Below are 17,158 nucleotides of genomic sequence, written 5' to 3' on the forward strand. Positions count from 1 at the left end.
ACGTCAATGAACTGCGGTCGTCATTACCGAACGGCATGTGGATCGTGGCAAACCGGACTATGATCGCTTCATGGCCGGCCCGGTCCAATCCATAGAACGGGCAGCGGCGATTCTGCGCCTGCTCGCCGGCGGTCCCGGACGCCTGGGACTGGGTGAGGTCGCGGCGTCGCTGGGACTGGCCAAGGGCACCGCCCACGGCATTCTGCGCACCCTCCAGCACGTGGACTTCGTGGAACAGGACGAGGCCACCGGAAAGTACCAGCTCGGGGCCGCGCTGCTGCACCTCGGCACCAGCTATCTCGACGTCAACGAGCTGCGGTCCCGCTCCATCAACTGGGCCGACGCTCTGGCCGCCCGCAGCGGGGAGGCCGTCCGGCTGGGCACACCCCTCGAGGGCAGGGTGCTCGTCGTCCACCACGTCTTCCGCCCGGACGACACCCTCCAGACCCTGGACGTCGGAGCTCTGCTGCCCCTGCACGCCTCCTCCCTCGGCAAGGTCCTCCTGGCCTTCGGGGCCGCGCCCGTCGACCAGCTGCTGGAGGCGGGCCTGGAGGCGTACACCCGGCACACCGTGGTCTCCCCCACCGACCTCACCAACTCGCTCGCCGAGATCCGGGAGCTCGGCTGGGGCGCAGAGGTGCAGGAGATGAGCATGGGCGAGGCAGGCGTCGCCGCGCCGATCCGGGGACAGGGCGGCCTAGTCGTCGGAGCGATCGGCGTGTCGGGGCCGGTCGAGCGGATCTGCGACACCCAGGGCCGGCCCCAGCCCGCCCTGATCACCTTGCTCCGGGAGGCCTCACGGGCGATCTCCAGAGATCTCGGCGCGGCCCGCTGGTAGGTCCCGTACCGCCACGACGCATGGGAAGGCAGGCCCGATCATGGTTGAACGGTATGTGATGTCCATCGACCAGGGCACCACATCCACGCGCTGCATCCTGTTCGACCACCGGGGCCGGTTGGCGTCGGTCGCCCAGCGGGAGCACCAGCAGTTCTTCCCCCGGCCCGGCTGGGTCGAGCACGACGCCGTGGAGATCTGGCGCAATCTGCAGCGCATCGTCCCGGAGGCGTTGTCGAACGCCGACATCGACGCCGCCCAGATCGCCGCCATCGGCATCGCCAACCAGCGCGAGACCACCGTCCTGTGGGACCGGCAGACCGGGCTTCCGCTCGGCAAGGCCATCGTCTGGCAGGACATCCGCACCGCTCCGATGGTCGACGAACTGAGAGAGCGGCCCGGGGACGAGTTCTTCGTCGAACGCTGCTGTCTGCCCCCCTCGACCTACTTCTCCGCGCCCCGGATCCGCTGGCTGTTCGACCACGTCGACGGCCTGGAACGCCGCGCCCAGGCCGGAGAGGTGATGTTCGGCACCATGGAGTCCTGGCTGATCTGGAACCTCACCGGCGGCGTGGACGGCGGCCTGCACATCACCGACGCCACCAACGCCAGCCGCACCATGCTCATCAACATACAGACACTGACCTGGGACCGGGAGCTGCTGGACTTCTTCGGGGTGCCGCGCGAGATGCTGCCGGAGATCAGATCGTCGGCCGAGGTCTACGGCGAGGCCCGCTCGCTGCTCCCGGGCGTACGCATCTCGGCCGCCCTGGGCGACCAGCAGGCGGCCCTGTTCGGACAGACCTGCTTCTCGCCCGGCGAGGCGAAGTGCACCTACGGGACCGGCAGCTTCCTGCTGATGAACACCGGGACCGAGGTCGTTCACTCCCGGCACGGGCTGCTCACCACTGTCGCGTACAAGATCGACAAACAGCCCACGGTCTACGCGCTGGAGGGCCCCATCGCGGTCACCGGCTCGCTGGTCCAGTGGTTCCGCGACCGGCTCGGCCTGATCAACAGCGCGCCCGAGATAGAGACCCTGGCGCGCACCGTCGAGGACAACGGCGGCTGCTACATCGTCCCCGCGTTCTCGGGTCTGTTCGCACCGCACTGGCGCAGCGACGCCCGCGGCGTCATCGTCGGCCTCACCTCCTACATCACCAAGGGCCATCTGGCCCGGGCGGTGCTGGAGGCCACCGGCTGGCAGACACGCGAGGTCGTCGACGCCATGAACGCCGACTCCGCGCTCGCCCTGCGGCAGCTGAAGGTGGACGGGGGCATGACGGCCAACAATCTGCTGATGCAGTTCCTGGCCGATGTCCTCGACGTGCCCGTGGTCCGGCCGATGGTCGCCGAGACGGTCTCCCTCGGCGCGGCCTACGCCGCCGGGCTCGCGGCCTCCTACTGGCCGGACCTGGAGGTGCTGCGGCGCAACTGGCACATGGCCGCGAAGTGGGTGCCCGACATGGACCCCGAACGGCGGGAGTGGGAGTACGAGAACTGGCAGCGGGCCGTCGAGCGCTCCCTGGGCTGGGTCCGGCCCCCGAAGCACCCCTGAGGAGTCCGCCGCGCGCCGAGGCGGCCTGACGGCCGGGGGCGCCCCGCCCAGAGGGCCTGTCGTCGGACTCCCGCCAGCCCCGCGACGCCAAGCACGCTCCCCCACGCTCGGCTTCGCTCGCGCGGGCGGTGCCCCCACCGCCGCACCGGGCGAAACCCCACGTACATCCAGTACGAGGGCTTCCGCCCAGAGCACGCACCTGACGCCGCCGGGCCGCCCTTCGGGCGACGACAGGCCCTAGCATGCAGGAAGAGGAACTCTCCGCGAAGTGAGCGCAGCGGATGGGCACAGGCGAGGATCTGCGGGCGGCCACCGTCCAGGACCTGCTGGATCACATGCTGGCCAGGACGGTGGACAGCCTGGGCGCGCACGCGGGGGCGCTCGTCCTGCTCGACCCCGGCGCCGAGGTCCTGGCCGTGGACGTGACCGTCGGGCTGCCCTGGGAGTTCGTGGGACCGTCGTGCCGTATCGGGGTGACCGACGACCCCCAGGACCCCGTGGTCGAGGCGATCCACCTGCGGCAACCGGTGTGGACCGGTTCCGGGGACGGGGCGGAACCGGATTGCGGCCACCTGCTGCACGCCGATCTCTCCCCGTATCCCCGCGGCACCGCGGTGGCCCCGCTCCTCACCCCGTCCGCCGTCTGGGGCGCCCTCCTGGTGCTGATGCCGAAGAACGGTCCCGGACGCGACGAGGACGCCCGGCGGCGGCTCACCACCGCGGCTTGCTGTATCGCCTGGGTCCTGCGGGGCGCCGCCGCTGCCGGGCACCGCCTCGTCCCCGGACCCGAGCCGCGCTTCCTGCCCCTGCCGACCGCCGAACCCACGGCGCCGGGCGAGGCCCGCGCCGCCGCCGAGCTCGTCGCCTCCCTGCCCGAAGGGGGCTGCCGGCTCGACACCCGCGGCCGGATCACCTTCGTCGACCCCACCGCGGCCGACCTGCTGGGCGTGAGCGCCACGCAGCTGCTGGGCACCCGGCCCTGGGAGGCGGTGCCCTGGCTCGACATCGCCGTCCATGAACACCGGCACCGGATCGCGGTCGCCGAACGGCTGCCGACCACTTTCACGGCGCAGCGGCCGTTCGGCGGGCGGCTGCTGTTCCAGCTGTACCCGGACCGCACGGGCGTGAGCGTGCGCATCCGCCTCGTGGACGAGGTGTTCGCACCCAGGACCCCGGATCCCGCCGAGGCGGGCGCGCCGGCGGGATCCGTCCGTCCGGACGCGCTCTCCCATCTGATGTGCCTGTCCGGCGCCCTGGCCGAGGCGGCCTCCGTGCGTCAGATCGTCGACCTGGTGGCCGACCACCTCATGCTCTCCCTGCGTGCGCAGGCCTTCGCGCTGCTCGTCTCGGAGGCGGGGCGGGTACGGATCGTGGGCCACCGCGGCTTCAACCCGAACGTGATGGACCTCCTCGACCACGTCCCCCTCGTCTCGGACATCGTCGCCGTGCCGGGGCTGACCGCCGGGGCGCCGTCCCTGGAGCTGAGCCAGGGCGTGCCCGCCTTCTTCTCCGACCGGGAGGAGCTGCGGACGGTGTATCCCCGGACCGCCGACTTCGACGACGGCATGGGCGCGTGGGCGTTGCTGCCGCTCATGGTCTCCGGGCGGGCCGTCGGCCTCTGCGTCGTCGGCTATGAGCGCCCGCACGTGTTCAGCCTCCAGGAACGTACGACCCTGACCTCCATCGGCGCCCTGATCGCCCAGGCCCTGGACCGAGCGCGGCAGTACGACGCCGCCCAGGAACTGGCGGAGGGCCTCCAGGCCCGACTGCTGCCCCGCACCCTGCCCCGCATACCGGGACTCCAGATGGCCGCCCGCTATCTTCCCGCCAGTCACGGCATGGACGTCGGCGGCGACTTCTACGACCTCATCCGGCTCTCCGAGACGGAGGCCGCCGCCATCATCGGCGACGTCCAGGGCCATGACGTCAGCGCCGCAGGTCTGATGGGGCAGGTCCGCACCGCCGTCCACGCCTACGCCGTCGCGGGCGCCGCCCCGGGCGAAGTACTCGCCCGCACCAACCGCCTGCTCACCGACCTCGACCCGGACCTGCTCACCAGCTGTCTGTACGCGCACATCGACATCGCCGGCCACCGCGGACACCTGGCGACCGCCGGCCATGTCCCGCCCCTGCTGCGTCCCCCGGGGCGGCCCAGTGACGTGCTCGACCTGCCGCCGGGTCCCCTGCTCGGCGTCGACCCCGCGGCGGACTACCCCACCACGCAGGTCGACCTGTGTCCCGGCACCCTGCTGGCCGCGTACACCGACGGACTCGTCGAGACCCACGACAGGGACCACGACGCCAACATCGCGGAACTCGCGGCCGTGCTCTCCGAGGCCTGCGGCCCGCTGGACGGCATCGCCGACGCGCTGCTCGCGCAGGCCCAGCCCTCGGGCGACCGTACCGACGACACCGCCCTGCTCCTGCTGATCGTCGAAGCACAGGCCACGGCCGAGACCGTGACCTGACTGACCTGACGGCAGAACCTCGCCCGGCCGGGCATCAGACTCTGTCGTGCGTGGTGACCGGCGAAGGACCGGTCCCGGGCGGGGTCGTCATCAGCTTCGCGAACGACGCCATGCACGCCGTACAGTGACCGGCCTGCTGGGCGCCGGCCGCGTCCACCGCCTCGACAAGCCGCTGCCCGCACAGGGTCGTTGTGGTCTGCTTGACCATGACGTGCCACACCAGCACGCCGCCGGGCTTCTCGGGGCCCGCACACATCTCATACATGATCGGCTCCTTTGACGGATGCCTCTCCCCTTCCAGGAGACCTCGCCCGAGCCGTCCGCGCGGGACAGAGGGGGCCATTCGGGGGACATGACCGCACATCCCCCCAGCTCCGAACGGCAGTTGGCGCGACGCCGGTGCGGCGACGCGGCCGGACGCCCACGGCCGTGCCCGGCGACGGCATCGGCACGGCCCCGGGGCACGCCGACGGACCGCTCCCGTCGCGGTGAGGCGCGCCGGGCGGGTGCGGTCCGCCGTGATGTGCGTGAGGCCTGGCGGCGGGACGCTCAGTACGTGTGCCGGGAGCCGGTGCGGACTCCCACCATCCGCCAGATCCTGACCTCACGGACCAGTCCGGGCAGTTCCCTGGCGAGCAGCGTCAGCGCAACGGCGCCCACCAGCAGCCCCTGGGCGATCAGCACGCGTTTGGCCGTCATCCCCAACTCCTCTCGTCTGGGCGGCCGCGCCCGTCCGGGCGCGGCCGTGGAGGCCGAGTCATCCCGGAGGGAGGTTCGGCATGGTCTTCGTGATCGCGTTGTGCGCCCTCCAGTGCACCCCGGTCGAGCGCCGCGCGTCGGCGGTCCCGTCCTTGTGGTGACCGGTCTGCCGCTTGTTCGGGCCCTTGTTGCCCTGGTGCAGTCCGGAGACGTGCTGGGGCGTATCAGGATGCACCTGCGCCTTGCCTACTCGGATCCTTCCCATCGTCTGCTCCCTTGCCGGTTACTGCGGTTGTTCGGTCAGCTCCGCGAAGAACTGCCCGACGGCGGGCCACACCCGGCTGCCGCCGGACAGACCCCGCCACTCCCGTCGGACGACGGCCACCATCCGGAAGCAGTCGTCGACCGGAGCGATCCAGTGCTCCCGCGCCCCGTGGGCGGTGTTCACCAGCAGTGCTTCCACGTCCGCCGCGAGGCCGGCGAGCTGCGGGCAGCCGGAGACGACATCGCGCCAGGCCGCCTGGTCCGCCTCCCAGCGGGTGGCGCCCGCCGGGCTCGGCAGATGCGCGGTCACCGTGTCGTCCGCGTGGCGGACGAAGAAGGCCAGCCCCACCGGAACGCCCAGCCCCTGTGTGTCCACCGGGGGGAGACGCACCCTGCGCCGTGGCACCAGCCGGTAGCGCCCTTCGCTCGCGCCCTCCTCGACGAAGAGCACGGAGCAGGGCCGGCACGCGCACAGCACCGCCTCCCGGCCCGTCTCGAACAGATGCCGGTGCCCGGAGAACACCTCGGCGCCGCACAGGTCGCACCGCTCCGCGTCCGACCGCCGGTCGGCGGCGGAGCGGATGACCCGGGCCAGCGCGCCGGAGGTCATGACCGACCTCCGGCGGACGCGGGACGCAGGGTGAGCGACTCGACCGGGACGAAGGCGGTCCGCCGTTTGTCGTCCCCCGGTGCCCGTTCGACGGCGGTGAGTTCGGGTGCCAGGGCGAGCACGGCCTCGCGGACCGCGTCCTCCAGGGCGGCGGACGACGTCCCGCACCCCTTGGCCGACACACGTACCCGGGCGACCCCCTCCTCCACCGAGGCCAGTTCGATGTCACCGCCCCGCTCGCGCACCGCCGGCCGCAGCCCGGCGACGGCACGCTCGGCCCGGCGCTCCGGCGGCTCCGGATGGATGCCGTGGAGCACCAGGAGATGCCCGACCAGCTCGTCCTCGGCCATGCGTTCCACCAGCGGCCCGTCGGCACCGTCCAGCACCCGGGCCAGTGCCTCGCCGTAGATCTCGGTGAGGGCCTGTACGGCCTCGACCGCCGCGCCGGTCATCGGACCGGGCGCGTCCTGGATCTGGTCCAGCAGGCGGTCGACGCGCGACAGCCGCTCCGCGACCGCTGCCTCGTCGAGCCGTACCGTCTCAGGCATGAGCCGCCCCGTAGGTGGGTGAGTGCAGCTTGGACAGGGTGTTGCCCTTGCCGAGGTACATGTGCACTCCGCAGGGCAGACACGGGTCGAAGCTGCGCACGGTGCGCATGATGTCGACGCCCTTGAAGTCGTCCGGTCCGTTCTCCTCGAAGATCGGCTGGCCCTGGACGGCGTCCTCGTAGGGGCCGGGGGTGCCGTAGATGTCCCGGGGGCTGCCGTTCCACGGGGTCGGCGGGTACGGGTGGTAGTTCGCGATCTTCTTGTCCTTGATCACCAGGTGGTGGGAGAGCACACCGCGCACCGCTTCGTGGAAGCCGCAACCGATCGCCTCGTCGGGCACCTCGTAGTTCTCGAAGACCTTGGTCTCACCGGCGCGGACGGCGGCCATCGCCTTCTCCAGGAACTGGAAGGCCATGGCGGCGGCATAGGCGACGAAGTACGGCCGGGCCCGGTCGCGTTCGAGGGTGTTGCTCCACTTGGGGATCTTCCACTCCAGCGTCGTCTCCGGCAGCTTCTCGCTCTTCGGCAGCGAGATCCGCACACTGTGCCCCGTGGCCTTCACGTACGGCGTGTCCACCAGCCCGTTGAGCGCGGTCGACCACAGCCGCGCCAGCGGGCCGCCGCCGGTGTCCAGGGCGAGGTGGTCGCCGCTGTTGCCGTCGTACCAGCGCGGGCTCATCACCCAGCTGTAGTTGCCGTCGAAGTCGCGCTTCTGCGGCATCGGCACCGTGGTCTGGTTCCACGGGTGGCGCATGTCGACGGGATTGCCCAGCGGATCGCGGGTGACGTACGGCTCCTCGTTCGCCCAGTCGTCGTAGTACGAGCTGCCCAGCAGGATCCTGATGCCGAGGTTGATGTCGACGAGGTCGTTGGTGACGAGTTTGCCGTCCACGATGACACCGGGGGTGACATACATCGCCCGGCCCCACTCACTCATCGTCTCGTAGCGGTAGTCGCACACGTCCGGGTTCTGCCAGGCGCCCCAGCAGCCGAGCATGATCCGGCGGCGGCCCACCTCCTCGTAGCCGGGCAGCGCCTCGTAGAAGAAGTCGAAGACGTCGTCGTTCATCACGACGGCCTTCTTCACGAAGTCGAGGACCCGCAGCAGCCGGGAGAGGTAGTCGGTGAACGTGGTCGGCGTCGGCATCGTGCCGACCCCGCCCGGGTACAGCGTGGAGGGGTGGACATGGCGTCCCTCCATCAGGCAGAACATCTCGCGGGTGATCCGGCTGACCTTGAGCGCCTCCTTGTACACCTCCCCCTCGAAGGGGTTGAAGGCGCGCATGATGTCGGCGATGGTCCGGTAGCCGTGGATGTGGCCGTTGCGTGCCTCGGTGCGCTCCGCCCGGGCCAGGACGCTCGGGTTCGTGGACTTGACCATGGCCTCGCAGAAGTCCACGAACACCAGGTTGTCCTGGAAAATGGTGTGGTCGAAGATGTACTCGGCCGCCTCGCCCAGGTTGACGATGGTGTCGGCGAGCGGCGGTGGCTTGACGCCGTAGGCCATCTGCTGGGCGTAGTTGGAACAGGTGGTGTGGTTGTCGCCGCAGATCCCGCAGATGCGTGAGGTGATGAAGCCCGCGTCGCGCGGGTCCTTGCCCCTCATGAAGACGGAATAGCCCCGGAACAGCGACGAAGTGCTGTGGCACTCCACCACCTCCCGGTTGGCGAAGTCGATCTTCGTGTAGATGCCGAGATTGCCGACGATCCGGGTGATCGGATCCCACGACATGTCCACGATCTGCGCAGGCTTGCGTGCGGTGCCCCGCGCCTCGGTTGCCGTCATGTCCGAGTCTTCCTCGCTCTCTCGCTCATGCCCTCCGTGGGGCGCCAGTAGGGGTCGTAACCGCTGGTCAACTCGCCCTTGTCATGACGCCACCTGGGCTCGCGGTTGACGGCCATGTTGGTGATGCCGCGCAGCCTGCGGATCACGGCCCCGTAGGGCCGGATGAGGGCCGACGAGATGGTGGCGCCCGTCGGCTCGTCCATGAACGGCATGAACGCGTCCGGGAATCCGGGCATGGTGCAGCCGATGCACACACCCCCGACGTTCGGGCAGCCGCCCACGCCCGACATCCAGCCGCGCTTGGGTACGTTGCAGTTGACGACCGGACCCCAACAGCCCACCTTCACCTGACATTTGGGCGAGTTGTAGTCCTTGGCGAAGTCGGCCTGCTCGTAGTAGGCGGCGCGGTCGCAGCCCTCGTGCACCGTCCTCCCGAACAGCCACTGCGGGCGCAGCATATGGTCCAGCGGGGGCGGCGGCGCCGAGCCGGCCGCGTGGTACAGCAGCCAGGTCAGCGTCTCCATGAAGTTCTCCGGCTGGATGGGGCAGCCCGGCACGTTGATGATCGGCAGCGCCCCCCGCGATCTGAACTCCCAGCCCAGATAGTCGGCAAGGCCCATGGAGCCCGTGGGATTGCCCGCCATCGCGTGGATCCCGCCGTAGGTGGCGCAGGTGCCCGCGGCGACGACTGCCCAGGCCTTAGGGGCGAGATGGTCGAGCCACCAGTTCAGGGTGAGCGGGTTGCCGGTCTCCGGATCGTTGCCGAACGAGGTCCAGTAGCCGTCGCCCTCGATGATGTTCTGGTTGGGGATGGAGCCCTCGATGACCAGCACGAACGGCTCCAGTTCGCCGCGTGCCGCCGCCCGGAAGGGCGCGAGGAAGTCCTCGCCGCCCAGGCTGGGGGAGAGCACCTTGTTGTGCAGGTTCACCTTCGGCAGACCCGGGACGAGTCCGAGGACGACGTCCTCGATCCCCGGCTGGCCGGCCGCAGTCATCGCCACGGTGTCGCCGTCGCAGCTCATGCCCTCGGAGATCCACAGAATGTGCACCTCGTCGAAGCCCTGCCTGTCCTCGGCCCTGGCGGGCTGGCGGCTGACCTCCGTGGTCCCGCGTTCGCTGGTCATGTCCTCGGCCTCCCTTGCAGTCGGTCCCGGAGTCGGTCGTAGGCCGCGGCCACCGGTCCGGCGAGCGACAGCGCGGGGGGCTCGTCCGGTGCGTGTGGATGCGGTCGGGTCGGCGCGGTCTGCCTCGCCTGGGTGAGGAGCTCTCCGAGCCGGTCCAGGTCCTGCTCGGACAAGGCGTCGCGGAGCCGGGGCAGCAACTCGCCCTCCTCCTCGTGCACGTGGTCGTCGATCTCCTGGCGCAGCCGCTCGACGAGCTCTTCCTCGCGGTCGTCGTCCACGGACAACTTGTCGAGGGCCAGAAGCGTCTTCTTGGCCGCCATGTGCTCGGAGAGAAGCTCCTCCACCTCCTGCACTCCGTCCGGCAGAACCCTCTTGGCCAGCGGATAGACCATCAGTTCCTCGAGCGCGGTGTGCCGGGACAGCTCCTGGACCAGCGTCTCGACCACGGCCCGGCGCTGCCGGCCGGAGGCGGCGGAGCGGTAGTCGCGGAACAACTGCTCGACCATCCGGTGGTCATGCTTCAGCAACTCGATGGCGTCCATGACACCCTTCCTGGTCCAGGACGGCGGTCGCCTGCCCGCCCGGTCCGAGGACGTGCGGGCACGCTTCGCCGCCGCCTTCGGTCGGAACGCCGGCGGCCGGAGAGCCGTCCGTAGGGGAGAGAGCCGGGGCCGGGCCGGACGCGGTGGCGGGGGCCAGTGAGCGGATGGCTCCGTGCAGGCGGGCCCAGACCTCCGGCGGCATGGTCTCCACCCGGTCGAGGATCCCGGCGGCTCTCGGATCGGTGGCGCGTGCCTCCCGTTTCTCGTCGTCCGTGAGCAACAGCGTCCGCAGGGTGAGGATCTCGTCGATCTCCGCCGCGTCATGCAGGTCGCCGGGGCTCTCCGGTGCCACCTGCGGATGGTCGGGCAGGATGATCGGCGACGACAGCACGAGGCCGTCGGATCCCGCCGCGCCCGCGAGCACCGGGAAGGTGTGCACATTGCGGCAGTCGCGTACGAACTCCGCGACCTCGTCGGGCGGATCGATGGAGGAGAAGAGGCTCAGCCCGGTACCGCCGACGAACGTGTGCGCCGCGACCAGGGCATGACCGAGGGCCTCGTCCCGCGGCGCCCCGGCGGGTGTCGACCGGCCGGTGTTCTCCGTGCGCACCCGCAGCCGGTACAGGGCGCCGGGGCCGGGCAGCCGCTCGGCACTCAGCGTCGTCCGCGCCTCGACGGGACGGCGTCGGCGCACCAGGCGTCCCGCACCCGCGGGCAGTTGCTCGGTCTCCTCGCCACCGGGAGCGCCGATGTCGAACTCCCGGTCCGCGGCCAGCAGATCCACGAGCGGAACGACCAGATCCGTCTCACGTGGCACCGCCTCCTCGAAGGAGAGATGAACGGTGCCGGCGGCCTCCAGGCCGTCGACGGGTACATGGTGGCCGTCCTCGGTCCGGCGCTCGACGCTCCGGTCCTGCGTCTGCAGATAGCGCACCCGTACCCGTACGACGGCATCGGGCTCGGCCCGCAGCACGCACTCGGTCTGCTGCCACCAGGACTCCACGGACCCCGAGAGGCCGGGAGCCACCGGGCCGTACGCCTCGGCCCAGGCGCGCGGCGCGAGGATGCCGAACTGCCAGCGCACCCGGTTCTTGGGGGAGGATCTGCGGTACGGATAGAGCAGATATCCCTCGTAGAGGACCGCGTCGGCCACCGCGCACGCCTCCTCGAACGCGGGATCCGCATCGCGTGCGCTACCGCGCTTCAGGTCAGGCTCGCTCACCGTCGCTCCTCGCTGACTGACTATCTGCAGGGCATTCGTTTACAACGATCACACCTTTTATTGCGTGAGGCGCGTATTAGATGCATTTGGGTGAGTGACGGGGTGGCCTGGCGGGGTACTGCGGGAGAGGGACCCCGGCCGTGGGCCTCGGCGCCGACGGGCCCGGCAGCCGGTGCGCAGCGAGACGGAGGCGGAGGCGGCAGCGATGCATGTGCAAGGCGGCGACTCGACGGAGGGCAGGCCCACCGTGGGCGACGCGGCGGCCCGACTGGCCCAGGACACCGCGCAACTGGTCCGTCACGAGATCCTCGCGGTGCAGAGTGAGCTCAGAGCAGCCCTGCGGCGGATCGGCGCGGGCGGTGCGCTGCTCGGCGCCGCCGGGGGGTTCGGCGTGCTGGCGCTGTGGTCCGCGCATGAGACCGCGCTGCGGGCACTGGAGTCGAAACTGCCCGGTCCACGGGCGCCGGCCCTGCTGGGCTGCGCCTATGCCGCGGGGGCCGTGGCCCTCGGGGCGGCCGCGCGGGATCGCGTCCGCACGGGGGTCGAGGTCTCGGCGGAGGCGTTCGACGAGGCGGACCGGTCCGTCGCGGACGGGCCCGGGATCAGCGGCCGGGACGGCGGGCCCGGGTAGCGGGACGGGGCGGAGCGAACCGTACGTCGTGCACTCCCGGAGAGTAGTGGAGCACCGGGGGACCGGACGGCGCCGGGAGGCCGGCCGCCGCCGTCAGAGTCTCGCGAAGGTCCACCGCATCGGCCCGGCACAACCTCCAGGGCTCGTGGTCGACGGACGTCTGCCACAGCACACGGCCGGTGCGGGTGAAGGCACGCCACCGGGAGGTCAGCCAGATGTCCAGGGCGCCGGCGGCGACCGGTGCGCCGGGGCGGACCGTCAGGCCGTAGGACGGGTGGCCGCCGCGGCGGACCCCGGCGTAGCGCACGGCGCCGTCCTCCTTGTGCACGGTCAGCGCGCCGAGGTGATAGGGCGCGCCGATGGCCCAGCCCGCGAGCATGACGGCCGTACCGACCTCCAGGGACAGGAACCACAGGCCGTCCAGGCCGTCGGCGTGGCGTACGAAGGTGCGCAGGTTGGTCTCCGGGAAGGACCACCCCGGGGGCGGCAGACCGCCGGGGCGCAGATCCGACATCACGAACGGCGTGAACCCGACCCATGCCGCGTCCTCGAACGTGTCGACGGTCAGCCCCGGCGGCAGCAGGGCCTGCACGATCCCTGGCTCATAGGGCCAGTGGGCGAAGGCCTGACTCAGCCATCGTGCCTCGACCAGGGGCAGAACGACATGGTGCTCGGCGGTCCTCGACACCATGCCTCAAGGCTACGCGGGCCAGGAGCGGCGGCCTCCGCGTAAAGTCCCCGGTCGTGACGGACGACTGGCGCAAGGACCGGATCGGCAGTGCGCTCCGGGGCGGGAATCCGACGGTGATACGCCGGCTGGACGCGGGATTCGCGGTGATCGGGGACGTCCAGTTTCTGCCGGGGTACTCGGTGCTCCTGGCGGACGACCCGGCGGTGCGACGCCTGTCGGAGCTCCCGCGGAGCAGACGATCGGTGTTCCTCACCGACATGGACCGGCTGGGCGAGGCCGTGGAACGGGCCTGCGGGCGGCTCGATCCGGCCTTCCGCAGGGTCAATCTGGAGATCCTCGGCAACACTGACGGGTTTCTGCACGCGCATGTGTGGCCCCGATACACATGGGAGCCCGGGGACCTCGTGGGGCGGCCGGTGTGGCTGTACCCGCGTGCGCGGTGGACGGACGAGCGGTATGAGCTGGGGCCCGCGCACGACGCCGTGCGGCGGGCCATCGGTGAGGAACTGGACCGGCTCTCCGCCTGAGCCGGCGGGCACCGGCCGCGGCCTGTCGCAGTCGCGCGTGACGCAGCGCCCGGATGGTGGGCGTGCAGGACGATACGACGCGGTCCATGACCGTCCGGCCGCTCGTGGGGTCGTCGTGGTGGCCGGCGGCGTGCAGCGGCAGCAGGCCGAGGTATCCGCCAGGCGCCCACCACAGTCGAGGCGACGGCGTGCCGTCGGCAGGGGGTCCGTGGTAGCCGCATCGAGAACCGGGCCGATGATGTTGTCCCAGAGCCACTTCAGGACGTTGGTGAGGCTGTACTGCGCCTAGACATCAGGTCTCGTCGGGGTGTTGCTGGGGGCGGCCGTTTGTCGGCGCACCCGCGACGCGACGGAGGGCCATGCCCGGCTTGTGGAAGCGGCCGTCCGCCTGAACGTCCGCGAACTGGCGCAGCGGCTCGGAATCGACCACGCCGGGCCGCTGACCCCCGACTCGGGTGAACGATTCGGTGAGCTGCTCGGCTCGGCGCCGCCGATAGTTCCTGACGCACTGTTGGAGCCCGGCTGATCGGATGGGAAAATCAGTCGGCCTGGGGATGGAGGAGTCATGCCGCCGCTGCCCGGACCAGTGAAGGGGGAGAAGGCCAGCCGTGTGTGGCAGCCGTGCCGTGCGCTGCGGCGCTTCTGGCGCAGTGGGCTGACCGCCGTTGCCGGCAAGCAGCCCGGTTCGCCGCACCCGTGAGGAGTTCCCGCCCCGAGATGACCGACTCCCCGTTGACCGCCGCCGTGCCGGGCCCCGGCTTCCGCCCCCGTGCCGCCCTCGCCATGTCGCGGGAGGCCGCCGCGGCCGTCCTCGACGCCGAGACCCTCGACGCCCTCGCCGCGATCTGCGACCTCGCCCCGCCGCCCGTCCTCGACGACCTCACCACACCGCGGGCCCGGGCCGTCCTCGCCGATGTCGACCTGCTGGTCACCGGCTGGGGCTGCCCTCCGCTCGACCGGGACGTGCTCGGGGCGGCGCCCCGGCTGCGCGCGGTCGTGCACACCGCGGGCAGCGTCCGCGGGCACATCACCGAGTCCTGCTGGGAACGCGGCATCGAGGTGTCCTCCGCGGCCTCCGTCAACGCCCTCCCGGTCGCCGAGTACACCCTCGCGATGATCCTGCTCACCGGCAAGGACGTCCTGGAACGCGCCCGCGACTACCGCGCCACCCGCAGCCGCGACGACTCGCTGCGCACCCCCCGTACCGTCGGCAACCACCGTCGCACCGTGGGCATCCTGTCCGCGTCGCGCACCGGCCGCCGGGTCATCGAGCTGCTGCGCCCGCACGACCTCGACGTGCTGCTGTACGACCCGTACGTCACCGGCCCGGGCGCGGCCGAACTGGGTGTCGAGCAGGTCGAGTTGGACGAGCTGTTCGCGCGGGCCGACACCGTCAGCGTGCATACGCCGCTGCTGCCCGCGACCCGCCGTCTGGTCGGCCGGCGGCAGATCGACGCACTGCGCCCGGGGGCCGTACTGATCAACACCGCGCGCGGAGCGGTCGTCGACCAGGACGCGCTGACCGACGCAGCCCTGGCCGGGCGCGTCCGGGCCGTGCTCGATGTGACCGATCCCGAAGTGCTGCCTCCCGGGCACCCGTTGTGGGACTGTGACAACGTCCTCATCACCCCGCACCTGGCCGGCTCCGAGGGCAACGAGTGGCGGCGGCTGGCCGACCTCGCCCTCGCCGAGACCGCGCGCTGGGCGTCCGGTGCCGGGTTCCTGCACCCCGTACGACGCGAGAGGCTGGCGTTCCAGGCGTGAGCATCCCCTTCGAACTGCCTCCGGAGGATTGGGAGTCGAGCCCGTACACGGGATACACCAGGGCCCACTGGGAGGCCGTGGCGGACGGACTGCTGGCCGCCGCCTGGCGCTGGAGCACACCGGGCCGGGCTCTGCTCGACCTGCCCGGACGGCCCTCGCGCTCCGGGGTGCGGTCCGACGGGCTGGAGGGCTACGCCCGTACGTTCCTCGCCGCCGCCTTCCGGGTGGCGGGCGCCGGCGGAAGCGACCCGCACGGCTGGCTGGAGCGGTACGCGGCGGGGCTCGCCGCCGGTACCCGTACGCCCGGCCGGGACGACGCCGAGTCCTGGCCGCTGGTCCTGGACCACGATGTGCAGGGTCAGCCGATGGTGGAGTCCGCGTCGGTCGCCCTGGGACTGCGACTGACCGCTCCCTGGCTGTGGAAGAACCTCGACGCGGGCGTCCAGGACCGGGCGGAGGAGTGGCTGCGCGGGGCGCTGCGCCACACGCCCGCGCCGAACAACTGGTATCTCTTCCCCTTCACGGTCGCCGGATTCCTGGAGTCGGTGGGCCGCGGCGACGCGGAGACGGCGGCGGCCCGGCGGCGCGCGCTGGACCTGCTGGAGGGCTGGTACCGCGGCGACGGCTGGTACGCGGACGGCGACGGGCGCGCCTTCGACCACTACAACGGCTGGGCCCTGCATCTGTATCCGGTGCTGGACGCTCACCTCGCCGGGGACGGGAAACCCGCCACCGACCACGGAGCCCGGCTGCGGGAGCATCTGGAGGGTTTCTCGCTGATGTTCGGCGCGGACGGCGCGCCGCTGCACTTCGGGCGCTCGCTGACCTACCGGTTCGCGGCCACGGCGGCCGTCGGCCTGGGCGCCCTGACCGGCCACACCCCGCTGCCCCCCGGCACCTCCCGGCGCCTGGTCAACGGCGGTCTGCGCCACTTCCTGGACCGCGGCGCACTGACCGACGACGGGCTGTTCGCCCTCGGCTGGTACGGCCCCCACGACGCCACCCTCCAGAGCTACTCGGGTCCGGCGTCCCCGTACTGGGCCTCGAAGGCGTTCGTGTCCCTGCTGGCGCCCGAGGACCATCCGCTGTGGACGGCCCGGGAGGAGCCCGCGCCCGCAGAGGGGTCCGACCGGGTGCTCGCCCTGCCGGCACCCGGGCTGCTCGTGCAGTCGACGGGCGCCGACGGGATCGTACGGCTGCACAACCACGGCAGCGACCATGTACGTCCCCACGAGGGCGAGTCGGCGGCCGAGGACGATCCCCACTACGGGCGCCAGGCCTACTCGACCCGCACCGGGCCCACGGCTCCGGGGAACATCGCGGACAACCATCTGTCCGTCGAGGTGGACGGCCGGGGCAGCGTACGGTGCCGTATCCAGCCCCTGGGCGCCGGGCACGGGGACGGCTGGGGGTGGGCGGCGTCCTGGCACCGGCCCGTCTTCGCCGCCGGACCGCCGATGGTGCCGGGCCTGCGGGTGGAGAGCGTGACGGTGGTCCGGGGGCGCTGCGAACTGCGGGTCCATCGTGTGGTCGGTGCCCCGGACGGGGCCCGCGTCACCCAAACGGGCTGGGCCACCGGGCCGGAGGAGCCCCTGGTGTCGGTGCTGCACGGGCTCCACGGCTGGGACGAGGGCCCGGAACCGGTGCCCGCGCCCCAGGGCACGGCCTACACCCGCTGGGCCCGGGTGCCCCGGCTGCGCGGGCGGGCCGGGGGCACCTCGGTGCATCTGTGCCTGGCCGTGCTCACGGCCGAGCCCCGGCCCGCGCCCCCGGCGGACGCCGTCGCCGCCGTGGTGGCCGACGACGACGGCGTCGAGGTGACCTGGGCCGTGGACGGCGCACGCTCGCGGGTGGAGTTCCGGCCGCTGACCGTGACCCTGCTGCGGTAG

18 protein-coding genes are annotated in these 17,158 nt (G+C 71.8%); 7 read left to right on the forward strand and 11 right to left on the reverse strand.

Translation table 11 applies throughout. The annotated features are described in order from the left end of the window. The first annotated feature begins 70 nt into the window (after positions 1-70). The 3 genes from ACFY2Z_RS08910 (at position 71) to ACFY2Z_RS08920 (ending at position 4,861) form a co-directional block, all read left to right on the forward strand. Positions 71-838 (forward strand): IclR family transcriptional regulator, encoded by a 768-nt coding sequence (locus tag ACFY2Z_RS08910; RefSeq protein WP_390743476.1) that lies wholly within the window; start codon positions 71-73, stop codon positions 836-838. Between the two features lie 40 nt (positions 839-878). Continuing rightward, on the forward strand, positions 879-2,393 hold the full coding sequence (gene glpK / locus ACFY2Z_RS08915; RefSeq protein WP_390743477.1) for a glycerol kinase GlpK: 1,515 nt from the start codon (positions 879-881) through the stop codon (positions 2,391-2,393). Between the two features lie 281 nt (positions 2,394-2,674). Further along, positions 2,675-4,861 (forward strand): SpoIIE family protein phosphatase, encoded by a 2,187-nt coding sequence (locus ACFY2Z_RS08920; protein ID WP_390743478.1) that lies wholly within the window; start codon positions 2,675-2,677, stop codon positions 4,859-4,861. A gap of 34 nt (positions 4,862-4,895) precedes the next feature. Here the strand turns inward: ACFY2Z_RS08920 and ACFY2Z_RS08925 are convergent, their stop codons facing one another. The 9 genes from ACFY2Z_RS08925 to ACFY2Z_RS08965 form a co-directional block, all read right to left on the reverse strand. Further along, a complete protein-coding gene (locus tag ACFY2Z_RS08925) occupies positions 4,896-5,126 on the reverse strand; it encodes a hypothetical protein (protein ID WP_390743479.1) in 231 nt (76 codons plus the stop codon). A 284-nt stretch (positions 5,127-5,410) separates the two neighbouring features. Continuing rightward, positions 5,411-5,560, reverse strand: coding sequence for a hypothetical protein (locus tag ACFY2Z_RS08930; RefSeq protein WP_390743480.1), 150 nt, complete (start codon positions 5,558-5,560; stop codon positions 5,411-5,413). A 58-nt stretch (positions 5,561-5,618) separates the two neighbouring features. After that, positions 5,619-5,825: a hypothetical protein gene (locus ACFY2Z_RS08935; protein WP_390743481.1), complete on the reverse strand. Its 207-nt coding sequence runs from the start codon at positions 5,823-5,825 to the stop codon at positions 5,619-5,621. Between the two features lie 18 nt (positions 5,826-5,843). After that, the gene (locus ACFY2Z_RS08940; protein ID WP_390743482.1) at positions 5,844-6,434 is read right to left on the reverse strand and encodes a DUF5947 family protein; all 591 of its coding nucleotides are present in this window, start codon (positions 6,432-6,434) and stop codon (positions 5,844-5,846) included. Further along, positions 6,431-6,982 (reverse strand): NifU family protein, encoded by a 552-nt coding sequence (locus ACFY2Z_RS08945; RefSeq protein WP_390743483.1) that lies wholly within the window; start codon positions 6,980-6,982, stop codon positions 6,431-6,433. Before ACFY2Z_RS08945 ends, ACFY2Z_RS08940 begins: the two co-directional genes overlap by 4 nt. Continuing rightward, complete coding sequence (locus ACFY2Z_RS08950; RefSeq protein WP_390743484.1) at positions 6,975-8,768, reverse strand: nickel-dependent hydrogenase large subunit; 1,794 nt, start codon at positions 8,766-8,768, stop codon at positions 6,975-6,977. Before ACFY2Z_RS08950 ends, ACFY2Z_RS08945 begins: the two co-directional genes overlap by 8 nt. Then, positions 8,765-9,892, reverse strand: coding sequence for a hydrogenase expression protein HypE (locus ACFY2Z_RS08955; protein ID WP_390743485.1), 1,128 nt, complete (start codon positions 9,890-9,892; stop codon positions 8,765-8,767). The genes ACFY2Z_RS08950 and ACFY2Z_RS08955 overlap by 4 nt, the downstream gene beginning before the upstream one ends. After that, the gene (locus tag ACFY2Z_RS08960; RefSeq protein WP_390743486.1) at positions 9,889-10,434 is read right to left on the reverse strand and encodes a hemerythrin domain-containing protein; all 546 of its coding nucleotides are present in this window, start codon (positions 10,432-10,434) and stop codon (positions 9,889-9,891) included. Before ACFY2Z_RS08960 ends, ACFY2Z_RS08955 begins: the two co-directional genes overlap by 4 nt. Continuing rightward, a complete protein-coding gene (locus tag ACFY2Z_RS08965; protein WP_390743487.1) occupies positions 10,406-11,656 on the reverse strand; it encodes a hypothetical protein in 1,251 nt (416 codons plus the stop codon). The genes ACFY2Z_RS08960 and ACFY2Z_RS08965 overlap by 29 nt, the downstream gene beginning before the upstream one ends. A 205-nt stretch (positions 11,657-11,861) precedes the next feature. Between ACFY2Z_RS08965 and ACFY2Z_RS08970 the strand changes: the two genes are divergently transcribed. After that, a complete protein-coding gene (locus ACFY2Z_RS08970) occupies positions 11,862-12,287 on the forward strand; it encodes a phage holin family protein (protein WP_390743488.1) in 426 nt (141 codons plus the stop codon). On the opposite strand, the gene ACFY2Z_RS08975 is transcribed toward ACFY2Z_RS08970, so the two are convergent. Next, positions 12,259-12,978, reverse strand: coding sequence for a YqjF family protein (locus ACFY2Z_RS08975; protein ID WP_390743489.1), 720 nt, complete (start codon positions 12,976-12,978; stop codon positions 12,259-12,261). The genes ACFY2Z_RS08970 and ACFY2Z_RS08975 overlap by 29 nt on opposite strands. A gap of 53 nt (positions 12,979-13,031) precedes the next feature. Here ACFY2Z_RS08975 and ACFY2Z_RS08980 point away from each other — a divergent pair, with 53 nt between their 5' ends. Next, positions 13,032-13,505 (forward strand): diadenosine tetraphosphate hydrolase, encoded by a 474-nt coding sequence (locus tag ACFY2Z_RS08980; RefSeq protein WP_390743490.1) that lies wholly within the window; start codon positions 13,032-13,034, stop codon positions 13,503-13,505. A 292-nt stretch (positions 13,506-13,797) separates the two neighbouring features. Here ACFY2Z_RS08980 and ACFY2Z_RS08985 read toward each other — a convergent pair whose 3' ends face one another. After that, positions 13,798-13,935 carry a hypothetical protein gene (locus ACFY2Z_RS08985; protein ID WP_390743491.1) on the reverse strand — a complete coding sequence of 46 codons (138 nt, stop codon included), beginning with the start codon at positions 13,933-13,935 and terminating at the stop codon, positions 13,798-13,800. A gap of 287 nt (positions 13,936-14,222) precedes the next feature. Between ACFY2Z_RS08985 and ACFY2Z_RS08990 the strand changes: the two genes are divergently transcribed. After that, positions 14,223-15,269: a hydroxyacid dehydrogenase gene (locus ACFY2Z_RS08990; RefSeq protein ID WP_390743492.1), complete on the forward strand. Its 1,047-nt coding sequence runs from the start codon at positions 14,223-14,225 to the stop codon at positions 15,267-15,269. Further along, complete coding sequence (locus ACFY2Z_RS08995; protein ID WP_390743493.1) at positions 15,266-17,158, forward strand: DUF2264 domain-containing protein; 1,893 nt, start codon at positions 15,266-15,268, stop codon at positions 17,156-17,158. Before ACFY2Z_RS08990 ends, ACFY2Z_RS08995 begins: the two co-directional genes overlap by 4 nt.

Source organism: Streptomyces sp. NPDC001222, from assembly GCF_042896945.1.
GTDB lineage: Bacteria > Actinomycetota > Actinomycetes > Streptomycetales > Streptomycetaceae > Streptomyces > Streptomyces gibsoniae.

Bases quoted from the DNA above. Each gene is read 5' to 3' on its own strand.
- ACFY2Z_RS08930 (WP_390743480.1), bottom strand. From the start codon at position 5,560: ATGACGGCCAAACGCGTGCTGATCGCCCAGGGGCTGCTGGTGGGCGCC.
- ACFY2Z_RS08945 (WP_390743483.1), bottom strand. From the start codon at position 6,982: ATGCCTGAGACGGTACGGCTCGACGAGGCAGCGGTCGCGGAGCGGCTG.
- ACFY2Z_RS08975 (WP_390743489.1), bottom strand. From the start codon at position 12,978: ATGGTGTCGAGGACCGCCGAGCACCATGTCGTTCTGCCCCTGGTCGAG.
- ACFY2Z_RS08920 (WP_390743478.1), top strand. From the start codon at position 2,675: ATGGGCACAGGCGAGGATCTGCGGGCGGCCACCGTCCAGGACCTGCTG.
- ACFY2Z_RS08910 (WP_390743476.1), top strand. From the start codon at position 71: ATGGCCGGCCCGGTCCAATCCATAGAACGGGCAGCGGCGATTCTGCGC.
- glpK (WP_390743477.1), top strand. From the start codon at position 879: ATGGTTGAACGGTATGTGATGTCCATCGACCAGGGCACCACATCCACG.
- ACFY2Z_RS08925 (WP_390743479.1), bottom strand. From the start codon at position 5,126: ATGTATGAGATGTGTGCGGGCCCCGAGAAGCCCGGCGGCGTGCTGGTG.
- ACFY2Z_RS08940 (WP_390743482.1), bottom strand. From the start codon at position 6,434: ATGACCTCCGGCGCGCTGGCCCGGGTCATCCGCTCCGCCGCCGACCGG.
- ACFY2Z_RS08960 (WP_390743486.1), bottom strand. From the start codon at position 10,434: ATGGACGCCATCGAGTTGCTGAAGCATGACCACCGGATGGTCGAGCAG.
- ACFY2Z_RS08935 (WP_390743481.1), bottom strand. From the start codon at position 5,825: ATGGGAAGGATCCGAGTAGGCAAGGCGCAGGTGCATCCTGATACGCCC.
- ACFY2Z_RS08950 (WP_390743484.1), bottom strand. From the start codon at position 8,768: ATGACGGCAACCGAGGCGCGGGGCACCGCACGCAAGCCTGCGCAGATC.
- ACFY2Z_RS08955 (WP_390743485.1), bottom strand. From the start codon at position 9,892: ATGACCAGCGAACGCGGGACCACGGAGGTCAGCCGCCAGCCCGCCAGG.
- ACFY2Z_RS08990 (WP_390743492.1), top strand. From the start codon at position 14,223: ATGACCGACTCCCCGTTGACCGCCGCCGTGCCGGGCCCCGGCTTCCGC.
- ACFY2Z_RS08970 (WP_390743488.1), top strand. From the start codon at position 11,862: ATGCATGTGCAAGGCGGCGACTCGACGGAGGGCAGGCCCACCGTGGGC.